This is a genomic window from Streptomyces kebangsaanensis (assembly GCF_001906585.1).
In the GTDB taxonomy this organism is placed as follows: Bacteria; Actinomycetota; Actinomycetes; order Streptomycetales; family Streptomycetaceae; genus Streptomyces; species Streptomyces kebangsaanensis.
Window position 1 is genome coordinate 65,666 of the sequence record NZ_JUJA01000133.1, and the last position, 21,949, is coordinate 87,614.

Genomic DNA, 21,949 nt, shown 5'->3' on the forward strand with positions numbered 1-21,949 from the left:
CGAGGGAGCCGTTGATGACCTCGTCGCCGACCTGCACCCGGATGCCTCCGACGACCTCGGGGTCCACGTCGAGGTTCAGATGCATCTGGCGGCCGTAGAGCTTGGCGAGAGCGGCGCCGAGGCGCTGCTTCTGCCCGTCGCTCAGCGGGACCGCCGAGGTGACGACGGCGACCATGCGGTCGCGCCGGTCGGCGGCGAGCTTGGCGAGGGACTCGAGTCCCGCTTCAAGGCTACGTCCCCGCGGCGCGGTCACAAGGCGCGTCACCAGACGCACCGTGGTCGCGTTGGCCCGGCCTCCGAGCAGCCGGTTCAGCAGCTCCGTCTTGGCCGACGCGGTGGCGGCCCGGTCGGTCAGGGCCGCGCGCAGTCCGGTGTTCGAGGAGATGATCCGCCCGAAGCGGAACAGCTCGTCCTCGACGTCGTCGAGCGCGCCGGCCCGCTGTGCCGCGGTGAGGTCGGCGGTGTTCGCCAGCTCCTCCAGCGCGTCCACCAGGTCGCGGGGCTGCGACCAGCGGGAACGCACCAGGCCGGAGACCAGGTCCTCGGTGGTGCCGCCGATCTGGCCGCCCAGCAGGCGGTGCACCAGCGTGGCCTTGGCCTCGCCGGGCTGCGCCGGGTCGGTGAGGACCCGGCGCAGACCGACCTCGCGGTGGAGCAGCGCGGTGACGGACGCCAGTTCCTCCGCGAGCCGTGCGGCGTCCACGGACGTGGAGTCCGTCAGCGCGTCGAGACGCTCACGTGCAGCGGTCAGAGCCTCGCGGCTCGCTCCGTGCATGGTCATCGAGCGGCCTCTGCCTTCTCCTCGAGCTCGCCGAGGAAGCGGTCGATCACACGGCTCTGCCGGGCGTGGTCCTCGAGGGACTCGCCGACGAGCTTGCCGGCCAGCTCGGTGGCCAGCTTGCCGACGTCCTGCCGGAGCGCGGACGCGGCGGCCTTGCGGTCGGCCTCGATCTGGGCGTGACCGGCGGCGATGATCTCCTCACGCTGCCGCTGGCCCTCGGCCCGCATCTCGGCGATGAGCGAGGCACCCTGTTCCTGCGCCTCCTGACGCAGACGCGCGGCCTCGTGCCGGGCCTCGGCGAGCTGAGCCTTGTACTGCTCAAGAACGCTGTGGGCCTCGGTCTGGGCGGCCTCGGCCTTCTCAATACCGCCCTCGATCGCCTCGCGGCGCTCCTCCAGAACCTTGTTGATGTTCGGGAGGAGCTTCCAGGCGAGGAAACCGAAGACGATGACGAAGGCGAGCAGGCCGATGACGATCTCGGGGATCGGCGGGACGAGGGGGTTCTCCGTCTCGGCCGCGATCGTGAGCAGCGGGCTCATGTTTCTGCCTTTCGTCTGGGATGCTGGTCGTCAGCCTGAGGTGATCAGGAGCCGTAGACGAACGGCATGACCAGACCGATCAGCGCGAGCGCCTCACAGAAGGCGAAGCCCAGGATCTGGTTGGCGCGGATCAGACCGGCGGCCTCGGGCTGACGGGCCAGGGCCTGGGTGCCGTTGCCGAAGATGATGCCGACGCCCACGCCGGGGCCGATGGCGGCGAGGCCGTAACCGATCGAGCCGAGGGCCTTGAGGTCACCGGTGACGGCAGCAAGAGTCTGGGACATGCCAGTTCTTCCTTCTCTTTCACGAACCGGTGGGGGTTGGCCACCGGACGACTGTGGTTGGCAGGTATGGGGGCTCAGTGGTGCTCGGCGAGCGCGCCCTGGATGTACGTGCAGGTCAGGAGCACGAAGACGTACGCCTGAAGGGCCTGGACGAAAAGCTCGAAGGCCGTCATCACGATCGTCATGATGAAGCTGACGCCGGCGTAGGCGATGCCGATGCCGTTGAGCAGGTACCAGCTCGCGATCGTGAAGAGGAGCAGCAGCGTGTGACCCGCGAACATGTTCGCGAACAGTCGCACGGCGTGCGTGAACGGACGGACCAGGAGGTTCGAGAAGAACTCGATCGTCATCGACAGCGGCAGGACCGCGCCCAGCGACTTGTCGTAGCCCGTCACGTTCTTGAAGAAGCCCACGAAGCCGTGGCGCTTGAAGGTCAGCGAGACCCACAGGACGTAGACGACCAGGGCCAGCACGATCGGGTAGGCGATGATCGAGGTGACCGGGAACTGGGCGACCGGGACGATCGACCAGAGGTTCATCATCCAGATGAAGAAGAACAGCGAGACGACGAGCGGGACGTACTTCTCGCCCTCCTTCTTGCCCAGCGTCTCGTAGACGACCCCGCGCCGGATGAAGTCGTAACCCGCCTCGGCGACCATCTGGAGCTTGCCCGGCACGACCTTCGGCCTGCGGAAGGCGGCCCAGAAGAAGCCGACGACGATGATCGAGCCGAGCAGGGCCAGCAGCATCGGCTTGTTGAAGTACACGTTGCTGTTCGCGTCGCCCCAGAGGGGCTCGAACAGGAACGAGTGCAGGCCGGGAGCCGGGAAGCCACAGTTGGCGAAGATGTGGCAGTCGGTCTCGAAGGCGAGCACCTGCGTCGGGTCAGCACTCACCGCGGGCTCCTTCAGCGTGGCGCATAGGTACGGCAACCTCGTTGTGTCGGCGCGGCGCTCGGCCGCGGTTCGGCACGGGACTGGTGTTACGGATGTGGGGGCGGCAGTGGGGCATCTCGCCTCGCGATCGGACAGGCGTCAGCTCGGATGCCCGCGCCCGCGATGCCGCAGTTGGCAACGGACGATAGCAGGATCTCTCATGCGTCCTTATCCCGGCCCTACCGCTCACGACGAGCGCTCCGTCTTGTCGGGCTTGCCACCGGTCGAAGAGGTGGTCGAGTCGGGCTCGACGTAGAGGATCTTGGACTTCATGTGGGCCCGCGTCTGCGCCGCGATCCATGCCAGCGTGGCGGCGACCAGCGTGAAGGCGAAGGCCCTGGGGTTGAACAGCGTCGTGTGCTTGAACGCGGCCAGGAAGACGAAGAGCAGAAGGATCTGCGCCGCGTAGAGCATCAGGCCCATCGCCTGGAAAAGGTGGGGAAGCGATTTGGCGGTGCGCTGCAGGACGTAGAGGCCGATCCCCATGAAAAGGATCACGATCACGGCCGCGACCAGCGCCCCGATCGCTCCCTTGCCGCCGGCGACCACACCGCTGATGACGGCGGCGACCACGCCGACGGCGGCTGTGGGCACAGCGGCTTCGGCCAGGATCCGGGCGTCACTGGACGGCATGGCGGCAACTCCGCAAATCACAGGGGGCAGGGCGTCGTCGTGGACGAGCGTAGTCCCGGCGGCGAGAGAGGAACCTCAGCCCCAAAAGAGCTTTGCACTCAGGTCCTTCGACCCTGTCCGGGATACTCGTGAACGGTATCACAAACTATTTGATGAGGTCTTTACCTGCTGAGTGTGCTTACCCTCACAAGTGAGGTTGCGAACGCGCGTCTGTGCAAAAACCCGGGCAACACGTCCGGTGTTGCCCGGTTTTGCGGCCTCATGGGTTGGCAATGCTTTAGTCAGATTCTTACCTTGGCCGTCAGCGTGGGGTTCCCGCTTTACGCTCGTCCAGGAGACGCGAACGGGCTCCGAGAGCGGTCGCTCCGTTGACCCCCGCCACACCGGCCCGGACCCGCACGCCGGAGGTCTCCGCGGCAGCGGCGGCGGCAGGCGCAGGGGGCTCCACGGCCGCCGGCGTGGAGGCGTCCGGCGCCGTGACCGGGCGCCGGCGCCGGTAGCGCGGCGGCACGAACTGCTCGGCCCAGCGCGGCGCACGCGGCGTGAAGCGCGGCATCAGGAGCAGCACCAGGCCGATGAAGCTGAGCAGGGCGACGCCGAGCACGATCCACATGGACGCGGAGTTGACCGAGTAGGCCAGCGCCCCGAAGCCGATCAGCGCCGACCAGAAGTACATGATCAGCACGGCCCGGCTGTGCGAGTGGCCGATCTCCAGCAGGCGGTGGTGCAGGTGGCCGCGGTCCGCGGCGAACGGCGACTGTCCGCGCCAGGTGCGCCGCACGATGGCCAGGACCAGGTCGGCGGCCGGAATGGCGATGATCGTCAACGGCATCAGCAGCGGGATGTAGACCGGCACCATCTGGTGCACGGAGCTGCGCTCGGAGCCGGTGAACAGGTTCATCAGGTCCGGGTCGATCTGCCCGGTCACCGAGATCGCGCCCGCCGCCAGGACCAGGCCGATCAGCATGGACCCCGAGTCGCCCATGAAGATCCGCGCGGGGTGCATGTTGTGCGGCAGGAAGCCCAGGCACATGCCCATGAGGACGGCGGCGAAGAGCGTGGCGGGGGCGGCGGCCTCGATGCCGTACGAGTACCAGATCCGGTACGCGTACATGAAGAACGCGGCCGCCGCGATGCACACCATGCCGGCGGCCAGGCCGTCCAGTCCGTCGACGAAGTTGACCGCGTTGATGGTGATCACGACCAGCGCCACCGTCAGCAGCGTGCTCTGCCACTGGGTCAGCGCGACCGTGCCGACGCCCGGCACGGGCAACCACAGGATCGCCAGTCCCTGTACGACCATCACACCGGCCGCGATCATCTGGCCGCCCAGCTTGATCAGGGCGTCGATCTCGAACTTGTCGTCGAGGACGCCGATCAGCCAGATCAGGGCGGCTCCGGAGAGCAGCGCGCGCGGCTCGTTCGACTTGTCGAAGACCTCGCTGAGGTTGGTGAGGTGGCCGGCGGCCAGCAGGCCCGCGCACAGGCCGAAGAACATCGCGATCCCGCCGAGCCGGGGGGTGGGCTCCCGGTGCACGTCACGTGCCCGGATCTCCGGCATCGCCCCCGCCACGATCGCGAACTTGCGTACCGGCCCTGTCAGCAGATACGTCACCGCGGCCGTGATGCAGAGCGTCAGCAGGTATTCACGCACGGGCTTCCCCACAGGTCTCGCTGGCCATCTCAGCCTCACACCCTAGCGACGCAGGCATATGTATGGGGACTTCCGGGTAGCGACGATGGTTGCACGTGTGACTGTGTACGGTTTTGTACGGCCGCTCGGGCACTCGCCTACCCCGTCTCGGCCGGAGTACGGGAATACGGCGGGAATCCACCGGTGAACTCGCGCACGTCCTCACGCGCCCTCGCCCCGTCGATCTCGCCGCGCAGCACCTTGCCGAACAGTACGGCGATCCACTCCATCTCGCCCTGGCCCATGCCCTGGGTGGTCACCGCGGCGGTGCCCAGGCGCAGCCCGCGGGCGTCGGCGTGCGGCAGGGCGCAGCAGTCCAGGACGATCCCGGCGGCGGCCAGCCGCCCGCGCGCGGTGCGCCCGTCGACGCCGAGCGGCGCCGGGTCGGCGGTGATCAGGTGGGTGTCGGTGCCGCCGGTGGTGACGTTCAGGCCCTCGGCGGCCAGCCGGGCCGCGAGCACCCGTGCGTTGGCGACGACCTGGTGGGCGTAGGCGGCGAAGGCCGGGGCCGCGGCCTCGGCGAACGCGACGGCCTTCGCGGCGATGGTGTGCATCTGCGCGCCGCCCTGGGTGAAGGGGAAGACGGCGCGGTCGACGCGCCCGGCGAGTTCGCCGCCGCACAGGATCATGCCGCCGCGCGGGCCGCGCAGCACCTTGTGGGTGGTGGCGCACACGATGTCGGCGTACGGCACGGGGCTGGGCGCCGCTCCCCCGGCCACCAGCCCGATGGGGTGGGCGGCGTCGGCGATCAGATAGGCGCCCACCTCGTCGGCGACCGTGCGGAAGAAGGCGTAGTCGAGGTGGCGGGGGTAGGCGATCGAGCCGCAGACGATCGCCTTGGGCCGGTGCGCGTGGGCGAGGGTGCGCACCTGGAGGTGGTCGATGAGCCCGGTCTCGGCGTCGACGCCGTAGCCGACGAAGTCGAACCAGCGGCCGGAGAAGTTCGCGGGCGAGCCGTGGGTGAGGTGGCCGCCGTACGGCAGGCCGAGGGCGAGCACGGTGTCGCCGGGGCGCAGCAGCGCCGCGTAGGCGGCGAGGACCGCCGAGGACCCCGAGTGGGACTGGACGTTGGCGTGCTCGGCGCCGAACAGGTCCTTCGCCCGCCGTACGGCGAGGCGTTCGGCGACGTCGGCCATCTCGCAACCGCCGTGGTGCCGGGCGCCGGGGTAGCCCTCGGCGTACTTGTTCGCCAGCGCGGAGCCGAGCGCGGCCAGCACCGCCGGCGAGGTGAAGTTCTCCGCGGCGATCAGCTGCAGCGTCGTCGACTGCCGGTCCAGCTCCCCCAGCAGGATGTCGGCCAGTTCGGGGTCCTGCCGCCGCAGGACATCGGCCTCGAGGGCGGGGATGACCGACATGACGCGCTCCGGACGGTCGACGGTGACGTACGTCCAATGTAGGCCCGCCCCCAGCGCCCCGCGCGGCCCTTACGCCGTCCCGGGCACGCCGCGGAACCCGGGGCCCCACAGGGTCCCCCCGCGCCCTTCAGACCGTCCAGGACACGCCACGGAACCCGGGGGCCCCACGGAGCCCCCGCCCGGTGCTCGGGCCGTCCCGGCACACGAGGACGCCGCGGCCTTGCCGGGCCCGTGGGGACACGGACGCCGGGCATGACGGAGCCGGGGGTACCGGGGGTGGTGTGACGGCGCGGTGCCGTGCCGGACGGCCCTGTGAACCCGCCGGCCCGCCGCCCTGCTCGGTCACCCGGTGCTCCCGCGGGGCCCCGCCGCGCTCAGGCCCGCGCGGCCACTCCCGTCAGCGCCGTCACCACCGGGTCCAGTGCCTGGTGTATCTCGTCGCCGATCGAGCGGAAGAAGGGCAGGGGGGCGCCGTAGGGGTCGTGGACCTCGTCCGCCTCGGCCGTGGGGGCCAGGAGCCACCCTCGCAGGGCGGCGGCGGCGCGGACCAGGGCGCGGGCGCGTTCGACCACGCCGTCCTCCAGGGGCGGCAGCGTGGCCGGGTCTATCGCCCGCACCAGGCGGGTGAACTCCTTGAGGGTGAAGGTGCGCAGGCCCGCCGAGTGGCCCATGGAGATGACCTGGGCGCGGTGGTCGCGGGTGGCGGTCAGCACGAGGTCGGCCATGATCACGTGCTCGTCCAGCAGCTCGCGGCCCATGAAGCCGGAGGCGTCCGCGCCGAAGTCGGCCAGCACGGTCTCCGCGTTGGCCTCCATCGGCGCGCCCTCGTGGCCCCAGGTGCCCGCGCTCTCCACGATCAGCCCGCCGCCGGGGATCCCCCCGACGGAGCCGGGGAGAGGGCCCCCGAGCCGGTCCGCCAGGAAGTGCCGGGTCAGCCGCTCGGTGATGGGCGAGCGGCACACGTTGCCGGTGCTGACGTGGAGGATGCGGAAGGTGTCGCCTATGCCGCGCCCCGCTTCGGGCGCCGTCAATTCGCCACCTCGAGGTCGGGTACGACCTTCCGCAGCTCCTCCGGGGACAGGGCGCCCTCGCGCAGCAGCACGGGCACCCTGCTGGTGACGTCGACGATGGAGGACGGCACGTTGCCGGGGGTCGGGCCGCCGTCGAGGTAGACGGAGACGGAGTCGCCGAGCATCTCCTGCGCGGCGTCGCAGGTCTCCGGCGCGGGGTGGCCGGTCAGGTTCGCCGAGGAGACGGCCATCGGGCCGACCTCGGTGAGCAGTTCGATGGCGACCGGGTGCAGCGGCATCCGCACGGCGACCGTGCCCCGGGTGTCCCCCAGGTCCCACTGCAGGGACGGCTGGTGCCGGGCGACCAGCGTCAGCGCGCCCGGCCAGAAGGCGTCCACGAGCTCCCAGGCCATCTCGGAGAAGTCCGTGACCAGCCCGTGCAGGGTGTTCGGGGAGCCGATGAGGACGGGGGTGGGCATGGTGCGCCCCCGGCCCTTGGCCGCGAGCAGGTCGGCCACGGCCTCGGAGGAGAAGGCGTCGGCGCCGATGCCGTAGACGGTGTCGGTGGGCAGCACCACGAGTTCGCCCCGTCGGACGGCGGACGCGGCTTCGCGCAGGCCCGTCGCGCGGTCGGTGGCGTCGTTGGTGTCGTATCGCCGTGCCATGGTCAGCGGGCCTCCTCGTACGCGTACTGCTGGGTCGAAGTCCTGGTGGTGGGCTGTGCGGGGGTCACGGCAGTGCCTTGCGGGCGGTGGCGAACCGCGGCCGGTTGTTCAGGTCGGGGTGGTCGGCCGCGTCGGCCCAGCCCCGCTCCTCGGTGAAGATCCACGGCACCTGGCCGCCCTGGGTGTCGGCGTGCTCGATGACGACGACTCCGCCGGGCCGCAGCAGCCGGTGCGCGGTGCGCTCGATGCCGCGGATCAGGTCGAGGCCGTCCTCCCCGGAGAACAACGCCATGTCCGGGTCGTAGTCGCGGGCCTCGACGGCGACGTACTCCCATTCGGTGAGCGGGATGTACGGCGGGTTGGAGATGACGAGGTCGACCTGGCCGTCGAGGTCGGGGAACGCGGACAGGGCGTCGCCCTGGCGCAGGTCGACCCTGGAGCCCTCGACGTTCTTGCGGGCCCAGTCCAGCGCGTCCTCGCTCAGTTCCACGGCGTGCACGCGCGAGCGCGGCACCTCCTGGGCGAGGGCGAGCGCGATGGCGCCCGAGCCGGTGCACAGGTCGACGATGCACGGCTCGACGACGTCCATGGCCCGTACGGCGTCTATCGCCCAGCCGACCACGGACTCGGTCTCGGGCCGGGGCACGAACACGCCGGGGCCGACCTGGAGCTCCAGGTAGCGGAAGTAGGCCCGCCCGGTGATGTGCTGCAGCGGCTCGCGCTGCTCGCGGCGGGCGATGACCTCCCAGTACCGGGCGTCGAAGTCGGCGTCCTTCACGGAGTGCAGCTCACCGCGCTTGACGCCGTGCACGAACGCGGCGAGCTCCTCCGCGTCGGCGCGCGGCGAGTCCACGCCGGCGTCGGCCAGCCGCTGCGTGGCCTGGGCCACCTCGGCGAGCAGCACGCTGCGGGGGCTGGGGGGCCGCCCCCCGATTCCTTGCTGCACCGCTGGTCCTCCGGTACTCGTACGTCGTCCTACGTGCTACGTCCTGCGTCCTGCGCCCGCGTGCCCTACGCGGCCGCGAGCTTGGCCGCCGAGTCCGCGTCGACGCAGGCCTGGATCACCGCGTTCAGGTCGCCGTCCAGGACCTGGTCCAGGTTGTAGGCCTTGAAGCCGACGCGGTGGTCCGAGATGCGGTTCTCCGGGAAGTTGTAGGTGCGGATCTTCTCGGAGCGGTCGACGGTGCGGACCTGGCTGCGGCGGGCGTCGGCGGCCTCCCTCTCCGCCTCCTCCTGCGCCATGGCGAGCAGCCTGGAGCGCAGGATACGCAGTGCCTGCTCCTTGTTCTGCAGCTGGCTCTTCTCGTTCTGGCAGGAGGCGACGACTCCGGTCGGGATGTGCGTGATGCGCACGGCGGAGTCGGTGGTGTTGACGGACTGCCCGCCCGGGCCCGAGGACCGGTAGACGTCGATGCGCAGGTCGTTGGGGTTGATCTCGACGTCGACCTCCTCGGCCTCCGGCGTGACCAGCACACCGGCGGCGGAGGTGTGGATACGGCCCTGGGACTCGGTGGCCGGCACGCGCTGCACGCGGTGCACGCCGCCCTCGTACTTCAGCCGTGCCCACACGCCCTGGCCGGGCTCGATCTGCCCGCGGGCCTTCACCGCGACCTGGACGTCCTTGTAGCCGCCCAGCTCGGACTCGGTGGCGTCGATGATCTCGGTCTTCCAGCCGACCCGCTCGGCGTAGCGCAGGTACATGCGCAGCAGGTCGCCGGCGAAGAGCGCCGACTCGTCGCCGCCGGCGCCGGCCTTGATCTCGAGGATGACGTCCTTGTCGTCGCTGGGGTCGCGCGGGACGAGCAGGAGGCGCAGCTTCTCGGTCAGTTCCTCGCGCTGCTGTTCCAGGTCCTTGAGCTCGGCCGCGAAGTCGGGGTCGTCGGCGGCCAGTTCGCGCGCGGTCTCGATGTCGTCGCCGGCCTGCTTCCAGGAGCGGTACGTGGCGACGATCGGGGTGAGCTCGGCGTAGCGCTTGTTGAGCCTGCGCGCGTTGGCCTGGTCGGAGTGGACCGACGGGTCGGCGAGCTTCTTCTCCAGGTCGGCGTGCTCGGCGACGAGTTCCTCGACGGCCTCGAACATCTTTCGGCTCCTGTACTGCCTGCTGTACTGCGTGTGCTGCGGGAAAGGGGAAGGCGAGCGACCAAAAACGCCGGTCCCGGCGCACCCCTCGGCAGGGGTGCGGCCATGGACCGGCGAAAAGGGGCTCGCTACTTCTTGGAGCCGGCGGCAGCCTTGCCGAAGCGGGCCTCGAAGCGGGCCACACGGCCACCGGTGTCGAGGATCTTCTGCTTGCCCGTGTAGAACGGGTGGCACTCGGAGCAGACCTCGGCCCGGATGGTGCCGGAGTCGATCGTGCTGCGGGTCGTGAACGACGCGCCGCAGGTGCAGCTGACCTGCGTCTCGACGTACGCGGGGTGGATGTCGCGCTTCAAGGTGTCTCCTACTGTTCCTGGAGGGCGCCGGGTCGCAGCCGCGGGATGCGGTGCGTGAACCGGAGCCGACGGTCCAGTCTGCCAGGACTGGGGCCATCTCCCCAAACCGGGGGGTGGTGTCGTTTGTTCCCTGCGGGCCGGTGGGCTGGTCGCTCCCCCGAGCTCTCGACTTCGTTCGAGCGGGGAGGCGCCCCCTCGCGGCGGAGCCGCACATCGATACGGCTCCGCGCCCCTAGGGAGTCACCACGCCCTTGGCCTCACCCGTGGCCGTGCCCTTCGTGGCCGTCCTGGGGATCGGCCGGTCGTTCTTCAGGGCCGCCCAGACCTGTCTGGCCTTGGCCTTCTCCACCATGACCCGGTTGAGGTTCGCCGGGTCGTACCGGACCGGCATGGTGATCATGGTCATGCTGGAGGAGTCGATGCCCTTGAGGCTGTCGGCGAAGGAGATCAGGGCGTTGACCGAGCCGAGGTCGGAGTCGGTGGTGACGGACTTGGTGGCGGTGCTGCCGAGGTCGTAGAGCTTCTTCGGGTCGGTGAAGAGGCCGATCTGCTTGACCTGGTCGACCAGCGCCTTGACGAAGGCCTGCTGGAGCTGGATGCGGCCGAGGTCGGAGCCGTCGCCGACGCCGTGCCGGGTGCGGACCAGGCCGAGGGCCTGCCGGCCGTCGAGCGTGTGCGTGCCGGCCTTGAGGGCCAGGTGGCTCTTCGGGTCGTCGATGTTCCTCGTCGTGGTGACCGGGACGCCGCCGAGTTCGTCGACGAGCCGCTGGAAGCCCCTGAAGTCGACCTCCAGGTAGTGGTCCATGCGCAGGCCGGTCATCGACTCGACGGTCTTCACGGCGCAGGCGGCGCCGCCGGTGGAGTACGACTCGTTGAACATCACGCTGTGGGCCGCGGGGCGCGTACCGCCCCCGGCTCCGGTGCACTCGGGGCGGTCGACGAGGGTGTCGCGGGGTATGGAGACGACACCGGCCCTCCTGTGGCCCTCGTACACGTGCACGATCATCGCCGTGTCGGAGCGGGCGCCGCCGTCGTCGGTGCCGCCGCCCAGCTTCCTGTTGCCGCCGGAGCGGGTGTCGGAGCCGAGGACGAGGATGTTCTCGGAGCCGTTGTCGGTCCCGGCGGGCCGGTCGGTGCCGAGGACCTGGTTGATGTCGACCGTCTTCAGGTTGCCGTTGAGCTTGAGGTAGAGGTAGCCGACGCCGGTGCCGCCGAGCACGACGATCCCCGCGGCGGTCCAGGCCATGACCGTCAGGGCCTTGCGCCGCCCGGTGCGGGGCTTGCGGCGGCGGCCCTTGGCACGGCGGCGGGGGCTCGTGCTGCCGGTCTCCCGCGCTATGCCGGGGTCCGGCGTGTTCTCGGCGGACATGCGCTCCTCAGGTCTCGTATCCGGTCGGCTACCCCGTGTCCCCGGGGTCAGGCCCGGTCGACGAGCCCATACCTGACCATCGTCACTCTTACCGTCAGACGGGGAAAACCGGGAAAAGGTTGCGCAACGTCCTGTGGTGCCGGTCTCACCGAATGCAAGGGCCGCCCCCGTGTCACGGGGGCGGCCCTTTCAGCCGGTGCGTCCGCCTCAGTCGCCGTTGCCCGGCGCCGGGGTGGTCTTCTGGATCTGCATCAGGAACTCGACGTTCGACTTGGTCTGCTTCATCTTGTCGAGGAGCAGTTCGATCGCCTGCTGCTGGTCGAGCGCGTGCAGCACCCGGCGCAGCTTCCAGACGATGCTGAGCTCCTCCGCGCCGAGCAGGATCTCCTCCTTGCGCGTACCGGACGCGTCGACGTCGACCGCCGGGAAGATGCGCTTGTCGGCGAGCTTCCGGTCGAGCTTGAGCTCCATGTTGCCGGTGCCCTTGAACTCCTCGAAGATCACCTCGTCCATGCGGGACCCGGTGTCCACCAGGGCGGTGGCGAGGATGGTCAGCGAGCCGCCGTCCTCGATGTTGCGGGCCGCACCGAAGAAGCGCTTCGGCGGGTACAGGGCCGTGGAGTCCACACCACCGGACAGGATGCGGCCGGAGGCCGGGGCGGCGAGGTTGTACGCGCGGCCCAGACGGGTGATGGAGTCCAGCAGGACGACCACGTCGTGGCCCAGCTCCACCAGGCGCTTGGCGCGCTCGATGGCGAGCTCGGCGACCGTGGTGTGGTCCTCGGCCGGGCGGTCGAAGGTCGAGGAGATGACCTCGCCCTTGACCGACCGCTGCATGTCGGTGACCTCTTCCGGACGCTCGTCGACGAGGACGACCATCAGGTGGCACTCGGGGTTGTTGCGCGTGATCGCGTTGGCGACCGCCTGCATGATCATGGTCTTGCCGGTCTTCGGCGGGGCCACGATCAGACCGCGCTGGCCCTTGCCGATCGGCGAGACCAGGTCGATGATGCGGGTGGTCAGGACGCCCGGGTCGGTCTCCAGGCGGAGCCGGTCCTGCGGGTACAGCGGCGTCAGCTTGTTGAACTCCGGCCGCCCGCGGCCGTGTTCGGGCGCCATGCCGTTGACGGAGTCGAGGCGCACCAGCGCGTTGAACTTCTCGCGGCGCTCGCCCTCCTTCGGCTGGCGGACCGCGCCGGTGACGTGGTCGCCCTTGCGCAGGCCGTTCTTGCGGACCTGGGCGAGGGAGACGTACACGTCGTTGGGGCCCGGCAGGTAGCCGGACGTGCGGATGAAGGCGTAGTTGTCGAGGATGTCCAGGATGCCCGCGACCGGGATCAGGACGTCGTCCTCGGTGAGCTGCGGCTCGGACACGTCGTCGCGGCCGCGGCGGCCACGGCGGTCGCGGTAGCGGCCGCGACGGCCCCGGCGGCCGCCGTCGAAGTCGTCGTCGTCCTGGTGGCGGTCCTGGCGGTCCTGGCGGCCGCCGCCCTGCTGCTGGTTCTGCTGCTGGCGCTGCTGGCCGCCCTGGCTCTGCTGGTCGTCGCCCTTGCCGCGGCGGTCGCGGTCTCGGTCACGGTCCCGTCCGCGGTCCCTGCCGCGGTCGCGGTCACGGTCGCGGCGGCGGCCGTCGCCGTCGCCGGCGTCGCCCTTGGCCGCCTCGCCCTGCTGCTGGCCCTGGGCCTGCTGGTCCTGCTGCTGCGGCTGTGCGGGGGTCTCGGCCTTGGGCTCGCTCTTCGCCTCGGCGGCGACCGTCTCGGCGCTGCTCGCCGGGGCGCCCGCCTCGGCGGTGGCCCGGCGGCGGCGGCGCTCGGCGGGAACGTCCTCTCCCCCACGCTCGGCTTCGCTCGCGCGGGCGGCGCCCCCAGCCGGCTGGCCGGGGATCTCGATCTGCTGCTGGGCCACGGCCTTGTCGGCCGCCTTGTCCGCCTTCGCGGCGGGGGCCTCGGCCGCCTTCGCCTCCGCCTTCTGGGCGGACGCGGCGTCCTCGCCCGTACGGGTCCGGGAGGTGGCGCGGCGCTTCGGCTTGCTCTCGGTGGCGTCCCCCGCGGCAGGCGCGGCCTTCGCGGCGGGGGCGCCCCCTGCCGCCTGCGCCTCCTTGATGACCTCGATCAGCTGGCTCTTGCGCATGCGCGCGGTGCCCCTGATGCCGAGGCCGGATGCGACCTGCTGCAGCTCGGCCAGCACCATGCCCTCGAGGCCGGTACCGCGGCGACGCCGGGAGCCGGCACCCGTGGCAGGCGCGGAGGCGTCCGTGGCGGGCGCTGCAGCTGTCTCCTCGACACGTGCGCCCATCAGATCGGTGGTGTCGCTCACGAAGGGTCCTTCCCTGGAGCGGACGTCGGCCTGTCTTGGCTCGGCGACCGGTTGTGCTGTCCGGCTTCGGTCCTTGCGTGTGAACCGTGCCGGGGCGGTAATCCGCCACAGCGGCGGAAGAAATTTCTGGTGATTGGCGCTCCCCGACGTTCCGTGGCACCAAGTGTCACTGTGTCACGGGGCGTGGTCGCGCCGATTCCGGAGCGTGCCCGGCGGACCGCTCAGTGTGCGCATACGGCGTACTGCCCAGGTACGACGTACACCACGCAGTGCGGCTTGGGGGGCTCCCGGAGGAATGTCTGTCCCTGACGGGGACACGAAGCACCTCGCCATGGTGCGGTCGGGTGCAGACTTGAGGTTAACACTACCGGATCCAACAAACATTCCCCCTCTCGAAATCCGGCAATCGCCGGCTTTCAGCTCTCCGTACCGGTCTCCGTACCGGCGGCGAGCGGCAGTACGCAGGCTCCCTGCTGGTCGAGACTCAGCCGGTTGGCGGCCCAGTCGGCGCCCGCCAGCCGTTGCACCTTGTCGGCGGTTTCCGTGTCGGCCAGCGCCATGACGGTGGGTCCGGCACCGGAGATGACCGCGGGGATGCCGTCGGCCCGCAGCCGCTCCACCAGCGCCGCGCTCTCCGGCATGGCGGGGGCGCGGTACTCCTGGTGGAGGCGGTCCTCGGTGGCCGGGAGCAGCAGTTCGGGACGCCGGGTGAGGGCCTCGACGAGCAGGGCGGCGCGGCCCGCGTTGACAGCGGCGTCGACGTGCGGCACGGTGCGCGGCAGCAGGCCGCGGGCGGTTTCGGTGAGTACCGGCTTCGCGGGTACGAAAACCACCGGAACGATGGAATCGGAGGGCTCCATCCTGATGGCGTGGGCGGCGCCGGCCTCCATCCAGGACAGGGTGAACCCGCCCAGCAGACAGGCCGCCACGTTGTCCGGGTGGCCCTCGATCTCGGTGGCCAGCTCGAGCATCGCGGTGTCGTCGAGCCTGGCCTCGGCGCCTATGGTCACGGCGCGGGCGGCGACGATGCCGGCGCAGATGGCGGCGGAGGAGGAGCCGAGACCGCGGCCGTGCGGGATGCGGTTGGCGCAGACGATCTCCAGCCCGCGCGGCTGTCCGCCGAGGACGTCGAAGGCGGTGCGCAGCGAGCGGACGAGCAGGTGCTTCTCGTCACGCGGCAGCGTCTCGCTGCCCTCCCCGGCGATGTCGACGTGCAGCCCGGAGTCGGCCACCCGGACCACGACGTCGTCGTAGAGCCCCAGCGCGAGGCCGAGGGCGTCGAAGCCCGGGCCGAGGTTGGCGCTGGTGGCGGGAACGCGCACCCGGACGGCGGCGGCGCGGAACGCTGGACCGGCCATCGCTCGTTGACTCTCCTTGAGCTGCGTGAGGGTCGAATGAGATTCGACGGACATTCGATGACGGACATTCGACAAGGACGAGGGTCCTCGGGCCGCGGAGACTACGCGGCGCCGCGCCATATGCGAGGGCATATGCAGCGGTCGGGTTCTCCACAGCCTATCGAAGGAAGGTTCAGTGGCGACATAGGGCGCACGGGAGGCGCACGATGCGTGTCGCAAGCCCCCCGTGCAACCCCTCCCGGGGAGTCCCCGGGAGGGGGGCACGCTGGAGGTGGGGGCGGTCGCGCGGGTGCACGGCCGGCTGCCGCCGGGGCGGACGGAGCACGCGACGTGCCGCCGCCCCGACGAGCGGATACGCGGTCGGTGGCTCGCTCCCGGGCGGGCGGGGGTACCGCTGTCCGGGTGGGACTCGGCCTCCGGACCCGCGGCGGCCGTCAGGCCAGGCCCAGCCGCTCCGCCGCCGTCGCCGCGTCGACCGGGACCGTGACCGGCTGGGGGGCGCCGGCGACGGCCCAGTCGGGGTCCTTCAGACCGTTGCCGGTGACCGTGCAGACGATCCGCTGCCCGGGGTCGACCCTGCCCTGTTCGGCGGCCTTCAGCAGACCGGCGACGGACGCGGCGGAGGCGGGCTCCACGAAGACGCCCTCCTGCGCGGCCAACAGCCGGTAGGCGCGCAGGATCTCACGGTCCGTCACCTCGTCGATGGCGCCGCCGGACTCGTCGCGCGCGGCCAGGGCGTGCGTCCAGGAGGCCGGGTTGCCGATGCGGATCGCGGTGGCGATGGTCGACGGGTCCTTGACGACCTCGCCGCGCACGATCGGGGCGCTGCCGGAGGCCTGGTAGCCCCACATGCGGGGCGTCTTCGTGGCGACGCCGTCGGCGGCGTACTCCTTGTAGCCCTTCCAGTAGGCGGTGATGTTGCCCGCGTTGCCGACCGGGAGGACGTGGATGTCGGGCGCGTCGCCGAGCATGTCGACGATCTCGAAGGAGGCCGTCTTCTGCCCCTCGATGCGCACCGGGTTGACCGAATTGACCAGCGCCACGGGGTAGTTGTCGCTGAGCGCGCGGGCGAGCGTGAGGCAGTCGTCGAAGTTTCCGTCGACCTGGAGGATCTTCGCGCCGTGCACGAGCGCCTGGCCCATCTTGCCGAGCGCGATCTTGCCCTGCGGCACCAGCACCGCGGAGACCATCCCGGCCCGCACGGCGTACGCCGCGGCCGAGGCGGACGTGTTCCCGGTGGAGGCGCAGATGACGGCCTTCGCGCCCTCCTCCTTGGCCTTGCTGATCGCCATGGTCATGCCGCGGTCCTTGAAGGACCCGGTCGGGTTCGCGCCCTCGACCTTGAGGTGGACCTCGCAGCCGGTGCGCTCGGAGATCACCTGCGCCGGCACGAGAGGCGTACCGCCCTCACGGAGCGTGACGACCGGCGTGCTGTCGGACACCGGCAGCCGATCCCGGTACTCCTCGATGATTCCGCGCCACTGGTGGGTCATTGCTGGTTACTCTCCTTCAACCCGCATGATGCTGGCGACACCCCGCACGGTGTCGAGCTTGCGCAGCGCCTCCACGGTCCCGCCGAGGGCGGCGTCGGAAGCACGGTGGGTGACGATGACCAGGGAGGCCTCGCCGTCCTTGCCCTGCTGGCGAACAGTGTCGATGGAAACCCCGTGCTCGGCGAACACGGTGGCGACCTGGGCGAGCACACCCGGTTTGTCGGCGACGTCCAGGCTGATGTGGTAGCGCGTGACGACGTCGCCCATGGGCGACACGGGCAGGGCGGCGTACGCCGACTCGCCGGGCCCGGTGGTCCCGCTGAGCCGGTTGCGGCAGACGGCCACCAGGTCGCCGAGCACGGCGGAGGCGGTGGGCGAGCCGCCGGCGCCGGGCCCGTAGAACATCAACTGCCCGGCCGCGTCGGACTCGACGAACACGGCGTTGTACGCGCCGCGCACGGAGGCCAGCGGGTGCGTGAGCGGAATCATGGCCGGGTGCACGCGCGCGGTGACCGACCCGCCGTCCTCGGCGCGCTCGCAGATGGCGAGCAGTTTGATGGTGCGGCCCATCTGCTTGGCGGAGGCGAAGTCCGCGGCGGTGACCTCGGTCATCCCCTCGCGGTGGACGTCGTCGAGCCGTACGCGCGTGTGGAAGGCGATCCCGGCGAGGATGGCGGCCTTGGCGGCGGCGTCGAACCCCTCGACGTCGGCGGTCGGGTCGGCCTCGGCGTATCCGAGCGCGGTGGCCTCGTCCAGCGCCTCCTGGTAGCCGGCCCCCGTGGTGTCCATCTTGTCGAGGATGAAGTTGGTGGTGCCGTTGACGATGCCGAGCACCCGGTTGACCTTGTCCCCGGCGAGGGACTCGCGCAGCGGCCGGATCAGCGGGATGGCACCGGCGACGGCGGCCTCGTAGTACAGGTCCTTGCCGTGGACCTCCGCGGCGGCGTGCAGGGCTGCCCCGTCCTGGGCGAGCAGGGCCTTGTTCGCGGAGACGACGGAGGCGCCGTGCTCGAAGGCGGTGGTGATGAGCGTACGGGCGGGCTCGATCCCCCCGATGACCTCGACCACGACGTCGATGTCGCCGCGTTTGACGAGCGCGGTGGCGTCGGTGGTGACCAGCTCGGCGGGCACCCCCTCCCGCACCTTGCCGGGCCGCCGTACCGCGACCCCGGCGAGCTCCACCGGGGCCCCGATCCTGGCGGCGAGGTCGTCGGCGTGCGTCGTCATGATGCGCGCCACCTCTGAGCCGACAACCCCACAGCCCAGCAGCGCCACCTTCAGCGGACGCGTACGCATCATCCGACCTCGTTTCCTCATACCGTCTACGGTTGGACCAGTCTCACTCACCGGACCGCGGTTTCTGTCATTTGTCCGGATCGTGAGACGTTTATTTCATTTCTGCAGGGCGGAAAGACAGAAGATCTTCCGGTGCCGCCGCGGTGTCCGCCATCCGACTGCGTCCCTCACCGACTGCGTCCCTCACCGACCGTGTCCGCCGTCCGACCGCGCTCCTCACCGACTGCGCCCGTCATCCGACATCGAGCCGCAGCAGGTCCTCCTCCGTCTCCCGGCGGACGATCACCCGGGCCTCCCCGTCGGCGACGGCGACGACCGGCGGGCGCAGCGCGTGGTTGTAGTTGCTGGCCATGGACCGGCAGTACGCACCCGTGGCCGGCACCGCGATGAGGTCACCGGGTGCCAGGTCGGCCGGCAGGAAGGCGTCCTTGACCACGATGTCCCCGCTCTCGCAGTGCTTGCCGACCACGCGCACGAGCATGGGCGCGGCGTCGGAGGCGCGGGACACGAGCGCGACGCTGTACTCGGCGTCGTAGAGGGCGGTGCGGATGTTGTCGGACATGCCGCCGTCGACGGACACGTACGTCCGCAGCCCCTCGAGCGGCTTGATGGTGCCGACCTCGTAGAGGGTGAAGGCGGTGGGCCCGACGACGGCGCGCCCCGGCTCGACGGAGATACGGGGCGTACGCAGCCTGGCGGCCTCGCACTCGCGGGTGACGATCTCGTTCAGCGCCTTGGCGATCTCGTGCGGCTCACGGGGGTCGTCGTCGCTGGTGTACGCGATCCCGAGCCCGCCGCCGAGGTCGATCTCCGGCAGTTCGATCCCGTGCTCGTCCCGGATCTCCTTCAGCAGCCGCACCACGCGGTGCGCGGCGACCTCGAAGCCGGACATGTCGAAGATCTGCGAGCCGATGTGGGAGTGGATCCCGATCAGCTCGATCCCGTCGAGCTGCAGCGCCCGCCGCACGGCCTCGGCGGCCTGTCCACCGGCCAGCGGGATCCCGAACTTCTGGTCCTCGTGGGCAGTGGCGATGAACTCGTGCGTGTGCGCCTCGACGCCGACCGTGATGCGGATCTGCGCCTTCTGCCGCTTCCCGAGCGACTGGGCGATGTGGGCGACCCGGACGATCTCCTGGAAGGAGTCGAGCACGATCCGCCCGACCCCGGCCTCGACGGCCCGGTGGATCTCCGTCTCGGACTTGTTGTTGCCGTGGAAGGCGATGCGCTCGGCCGGCATCCCGGCGGACAGCGCGGTGGCGAGCTCGGTGCCGGAGCAGACGTCGAGGTTCAGCCCCTCCTCGTCGAGCCACCGGACGACGGCCCGGGACAGGAACGCCTTCCCGGCGTAGAACACGTCGGCGTCGTTCCCGAAGGCGGTGCGCCAGGCCCGGGCACGGGCGCGGAAGTCGGCCTCGTCGAGCACGTAGGCGGGCGTACCGAACCGCTCGGCGAGCTCGGTGACGGCGATGCCGCCGACGGTCACGACCCCGTCCTCGTCACGGGTGACGGTCCGGGCCCACACCTTCGGGTCGAGGGCGTTGAGGTCGGCGGGCGGCGGGGAGTAGTGCCCCTCGGGCAGGACGTCGGCGTAACGGGGCCCGGCGGGGTGTGCGGAACGGCTCATGTCTGGTTTCTCTGACTCTCTGGCTCTCTGACCCTCTGTGGCTCTCTGTGGCTCTCAGAGGTGGTCGGGTGCGTCGATGCCGAGCAGGGACAGGCCGCCGGCCAGCACCGCCCCGGCGGCTTCGGCGAGAGCCAGCCGGGCACGGTGGGCGGCCAAGGGTTTCTCCTCCCCACGGGGAAGTACGGAGGGCAGGAAGGGCAGCACGGCATCGGCAACGCTGACGAGGTGCCGGGCGAGGGAGTCGGGAGCACGGTGCGCGGCGGCGCGGGCGAGGACGCGGGGGTGGTCGACGAGGAGGGTGACGAGGTCGCGAGGCACCTCTGTGATCCCCGGCTCAGCGGAGAACCCCAGGTCGGCTGCGTTACGGCTGAGGGCGCGGGTGCGGGCGTGGGCGTAGCGGACGCGGAAGAGGGGGTTGCTCTCGCGCTGGACGAGGTGGTCCTCGGTGATACGGGGGTGATCGTGCGCGGCGGGAAGGAGCAGCGCCCAGCGGGCGGCGTCGCGGCCGAGGGGGAGGGGGTCCGCGGGGGCGGGAACGGGCCGGATCTCGACGCCGTCGGAGGACGCGCCGCCGGAGGAATCGACCCGCACACCGAGGACCTGCTCCCAGGCAGCCGGAACAGGACTCTCACACCTGATGCCGACGGAGGCGCCCTGGGACCGCAGAAGACGACGGAGGGCATCCGCGACGACGACGGCACGGACTTCAAGGAAACACCGAAGCTGCACGACGGCCCCGACGGATCCGTCGGACCCGCCGGATGCGCCGCCCCCCTCTGGGACGAACCCGTACTCCACCCCGGCCCGCAGGATGCCGTCGACGAGCCGGACGAAGGCGACGTCGGCGTCGGCATCGCGAAGGCTGATGTTGAGGAACCCGGGCCCGGTGACGGAGACGTCGTCGATGCCGTCGAGGCCGAGGAGGTGGGCCTTGAGCACCTGGGCCACTCGCGGCGCGGGCTGCCCGGCCGGCCGCGCGAGCTGGAGGGCGATGTTGGTGGCGTAGTCACCGCACCCACCGGGCCGGGGCCGGGCGACCACGGCCCGCTCCGGCACGGTCACACGAAGCTCCCCCACGTCGACAGCGCGACGGACCGCGCACAGCACGGTACGGGAGAGCTCCACGGGGGTCACGGGACAAGCGTAGGGGAGGAGGGGGGCGGGTAAGCGAACTTATTCGGCCCGGGTATCGCCATATGGACGAAGGAGCCACGGCCGCCCGAAAAATCCGGAAGTCCGCCGCCCCCGGCCGAGGGGTCAGCCGCGACTGCGCCCGGCCCGCTCGGCCTCCCCGGCGCCCCGGGCCCCGTGGTCGATGAGACGCCACACGAGCCGCACGAGCTCGACCGGCTCGAACGGCTTGGGCAGAAAGGCGTCGACGCCGGCGTCGAGCCCGGCCTCGACCTCGTACGGCGAACAGGCGCTGACGATGGCGAGAGGGAGATCACGGGTGAGCGGATCGGCCCGGAGCCGGGCGGCGGTCCGCAGCCCGTCCAGCCGGGGCATGACGACATCGAGGGTGATGACGTCGGGCCGCACCTGATGCACGACATCCAGACACTCGGCACCATCGGCCGCGGTCACGACCTCGAGCCCCTCGAGCTCGAGATTGACCCTGATCAGCTGCCGGATGACCTTGTTGTCGTCCACAACAAGCACCCGGCCGGGAGCGGCTGGCACAACTCGAGAGTAGGTGCGGACCGGCCACCGCGTCCGGGTTTTCCCCACTTCCACCCCGTCCGAGGGACGCCCGGCCTCCGGTGGACGCGGCACCCCCCTGGAAAACGTTCATGACCACCCCCACAGAACTGGTAGTGTTCTACTCGTCGCCGCGCAGAGCGCGCCCGACCCGCCCCCGTAGCTCAGGGGATAGAGCAACGGCCTCCGGAGCCGTGTGCGCAGGTTCGAATCCTGCCGGGGGCACTTCGCATGAAGTGCCTGAAGACCCCGTGACCAGCGAGTTCGCTGAGAGCGGGGTCTTGTTGCGTGTGCAGCCGGGTGCCGCCGGAAGCAGCCGTTTGCCAGTGATCACGTTGTAATAGCGTGTTGATCTTGGAGGGCTTCGGGGCAGGTCAGCAGGCGTTTCGCCGATCCCTGAGCGTAGCCCCGTGGACCATCCGTGGACAGGCCGAAGCCCTGGACCTTTCGCAGTCCAGGGCTTCGGCC

20 protein-coding genes and 1 tRNA gene are annotated in these 21,949 nt (G+C 70.9%); 1 reads left to right on the top strand and 20 read right to left on the bottom strand.

Translation table 11 applies throughout. From position 1 onward, the window contains the following. The 20 genes from RH94_RS19205 to RH94_RS19300 all read right to left on the bottom strand — a co-directional run. Positions 1-775: F0F1 ATP synthase subunit delta (locus tag RH94_RS19205; protein ID WP_107428761.1), on the bottom strand; the 775-nt coding region annotated here is incomplete at its 3' end. A 2-nt stretch (positions 776-777) separates the two neighbouring features. Beyond that, a complete protein-coding gene (locus RH94_RS19210) occupies positions 778-1,320 on the bottom strand; it encodes a F0F1 ATP synthase subunit B (protein WP_073948774.1) in 543 nt (180 codons plus the stop codon). A gap of 44 nt (positions 1,321-1,364) precedes the next feature. After that, positions 1,365-1,604 carry an ATP synthase subunit c family protein gene (locus tag RH94_RS19215; protein ID WP_005311859.1) on the bottom strand — a complete coding sequence of 80 codons (240 nt, stop codon included), beginning with the start codon at positions 1,602-1,604 and terminating at the stop codon, positions 1,365-1,367. Between the two features lie 74 nt (positions 1,605-1,678). After that, positions 1,679-2,500, bottom strand: a complete 822-nt coding sequence (gene atpB / locus RH94_RS19220) for a F0F1 ATP synthase subunit A (RefSeq protein ID WP_073948775.1) — start codon at positions 2,498-2,500, stop codon at positions 1,679-1,681. Positions 2,501-2,725: 225 nt separating this feature from the next. Further along, a complete protein-coding gene (locus tag RH94_RS19225; RefSeq protein WP_073948776.1) occupies positions 2,726-3,172 on the bottom strand; it encodes a hypothetical protein in 447 nt (148 codons plus the stop codon). A 301-nt stretch (positions 3,173-3,473) separates the two neighbouring features. Then, on the bottom strand, positions 3,474-4,826 hold the full coding sequence (locus RH94_RS19230; protein ID WP_073948777.1) for an MraY family glycosyltransferase: 1,353 nt from the start codon (positions 4,824-4,826) through the stop codon (positions 3,474-3,476). A gap of 137 nt (positions 4,827-4,963) precedes the next feature. Continuing rightward, positions 4,964-6,220: a serine hydroxymethyltransferase gene (locus tag RH94_RS19235; RefSeq protein WP_073948778.1), complete on the bottom strand. Its 1,257-nt coding sequence runs from the start codon at positions 6,218-6,220 to the stop codon at positions 4,964-4,966. Positions 6,221-6,594: 374 nt separating this feature from the next. After that, on the bottom strand, positions 6,595-7,251 hold the full coding sequence (locus RH94_RS19240; protein WP_073948779.1) for an arsenate reductase/protein-tyrosine-phosphatase family protein: 657 nt from the start codon (positions 7,249-7,251) through the stop codon (positions 6,595-6,597). Continuing rightward, complete coding sequence (locus RH94_RS19245; RefSeq protein ID WP_073948780.1) at positions 7,248-7,895, bottom strand: L-threonylcarbamoyladenylate synthase; 648 nt, start codon at positions 7,893-7,895, stop codon at positions 7,248-7,250. Before RH94_RS19245 ends, RH94_RS19240 begins: the two co-directional genes overlap by 4 nt. A gap of 64 nt (positions 7,896-7,959) precedes the next feature. Further along, the gene (prmC, locus tag RH94_RS19250) at positions 7,960-8,799 is read right to left on the bottom strand and encodes a peptide chain release factor N(5)-glutamine methyltransferase (protein ID WP_073948781.1); all 840 of its coding nucleotides are present in this window, start codon (positions 8,797-8,799) and stop codon (positions 7,960-7,962) included. Between the two features lie 107 nt (positions 8,800-8,906). Further along, positions 8,907-9,974: a peptide chain release factor 1 gene (prfA, locus tag RH94_RS19255; RefSeq protein WP_073948782.1), complete on the bottom strand. Its 1,068-nt coding sequence runs from the start codon at positions 9,972-9,974 to the stop codon at positions 8,907-8,909. 128 nt (positions 9,975-10,102) lie between these two features. Continuing rightward, on the bottom strand, positions 10,103-10,327 hold the full coding sequence (gene rpmE / locus RH94_RS19260) for a 50S ribosomal protein L31 (RefSeq protein ID WP_073948783.1): 225 nt from the start codon (positions 10,325-10,327) through the stop codon (positions 10,103-10,105). A gap of 232 nt (positions 10,328-10,559) precedes the next feature. Further along, positions 10,560-11,696, bottom strand: coding sequence for an LCP family protein (locus RH94_RS19265; RefSeq protein ID WP_073948784.1), 1,137 nt, complete (start codon positions 11,694-11,696; stop codon positions 10,560-10,562). A gap of 207 nt (positions 11,697-11,903) precedes the next feature. Then, positions 11,904-14,012, bottom strand: coding sequence for a transcription termination factor Rho (gene rho, locus RH94_RS19270; RefSeq protein WP_073948785.1), 2,109 nt, complete (start codon positions 14,010-14,012; stop codon positions 11,904-11,906). A 416-nt stretch (positions 14,013-14,428) separates the two neighbouring features. Next, the gene (gene thrB, locus RH94_RS19275) at positions 14,429-15,370 is read right to left on the bottom strand and encodes a homoserine kinase (protein ID WP_073948786.1); all 942 of its coding nucleotides are present in this window, start codon (positions 15,368-15,370) and stop codon (positions 14,429-14,431) included. Between the two features lie 434 nt (positions 15,371-15,804). Further along, positions 15,805-16,863 (bottom strand): threonine synthase, encoded by a 1,059-nt coding sequence (gene thrC / locus RH94_RS19280; protein ID WP_073948787.1) that lies wholly within the window; start codon positions 16,861-16,863, stop codon positions 15,805-15,807. Between the two features lie 6 nt (positions 16,864-16,869). Then, the gene (locus RH94_RS19285; protein WP_073948788.1) at positions 16,870-18,162 is read right to left on the bottom strand and encodes a homoserine dehydrogenase; all 1,293 of its coding nucleotides are present in this window, start codon (positions 18,160-18,162) and stop codon (positions 16,870-16,872) included. A 229-nt stretch (positions 18,163-18,391) separates the two neighbouring features. Then, positions 18,392-19,783 (bottom strand): diaminopimelate decarboxylase, encoded by a 1,392-nt coding sequence (lysA, locus tag RH94_RS19290; RefSeq protein WP_073948789.1) that lies wholly within the window; start codon positions 19,781-19,783, stop codon positions 18,392-18,394. Between the two features lie 54 nt (positions 19,784-19,837). After that, positions 19,838-20,917: an ArgS-related anticodon-binding protein NrtL gene (gene nrtL, locus RH94_RS19295; protein ID WP_073948790.1), complete on the bottom strand. Its 1,080-nt coding sequence runs from the start codon at positions 20,915-20,917 to the stop codon at positions 19,838-19,840. 123 nt (positions 20,918-21,040) lie between these two features. Next, positions 21,041-21,517: a response regulator gene (locus RH94_RS19300; RefSeq protein ID WP_407697333.1), complete on the bottom strand. Its 477-nt coding sequence runs from the start codon at positions 21,515-21,517 to the stop codon at positions 21,041-21,043. A gap of 117 nt (positions 21,518-21,634) precedes the next feature. Here RH94_RS19300 and RH94_RS19305 point away from each other — a divergent pair. Beyond that, a tRNA-Arg gene (locus RH94_RS19305) sits at positions 21,635-21,706 on the top strand. The last annotated feature ends 243 nt before the right edge of the window (positions 21,707-21,949 follow it).

What these genes read in the sequence shown, in the direction of transcription:
- RH94_RS19210 (WP_073948774.1), bottom strand. Translation starts at nt 1,320, where the DNA reads ATGAGCCCGCTGCTCACGATCGCGGCCGAGACGGAGAACCCCCTCGTC.
- RH94_RS19215 (WP_005311859.1), bottom strand. Translation starts at nt 1,604, where the DNA reads ATGTCCCAGACTCTTGCTGCCGTCACCGGTGACCTCAAGGCCCTCGGC.
- RH94_RS19225 (WP_073948776.1), bottom strand. Translation starts at nt 3,172, where the DNA reads ATGCCGTCCAGTGACGCCCGGATCCTGGCCGAAGCCGCTGTGCCCACA.
- RH94_RS19235 (WP_073948778.1), bottom strand. Translation starts at nt 6,220, where the DNA reads ATGTCGGTCATCCCCGCCCTCGAGGCCGATGTCCTGCGGCGGCAGGAC.
- RH94_RS19245 (WP_073948780.1), bottom strand. Translation starts at nt 7,895, where the DNA reads ATGGCACGGCGATACGACACCAACGACGCCACCGACCGCGCGACGGGC.
- prfA (WP_073948782.1), bottom strand. Translation starts at nt 9,974, where the DNA reads ATGTTCGAGGCCGTCGAGGAACTCGTCGCCGAGCACGCCGACCTGGAG.
- RH94_RS19265 (WP_073948784.1), bottom strand. Translation starts at nt 11,696, where the DNA reads ATGTCCGCCGAGAACACGCCGGACCCCGGCATAGCGCGGGAGACCGGC.
- thrB (WP_073948786.1), bottom strand. Translation starts at nt 15,370, where the DNA reads ATGGCCGGTCCAGCGTTCCGCGCCGCCGCCGTCCGGGTGCGCGTTCCC.
- thrC (WP_073948787.1), bottom strand. Translation starts at nt 16,863, where the DNA reads ATGACCCACCAGTGGCGCGGAATCATCGAGGAGTACCGGGATCGGCTG.
- RH94_RS19285 (WP_073948788.1), bottom strand. Translation starts at nt 18,162, where the DNA reads ATGATGCGTACGCGTCCGCTGAAGGTGGCGCTGCTGGGCTGTGGGGTT.
- lysA (WP_073948789.1), bottom strand. Translation starts at nt 19,783, where the DNA reads ATGAGCCGTTCCGCACACCCCGCCGGGCCCCGTTACGCCGACGTCCTG.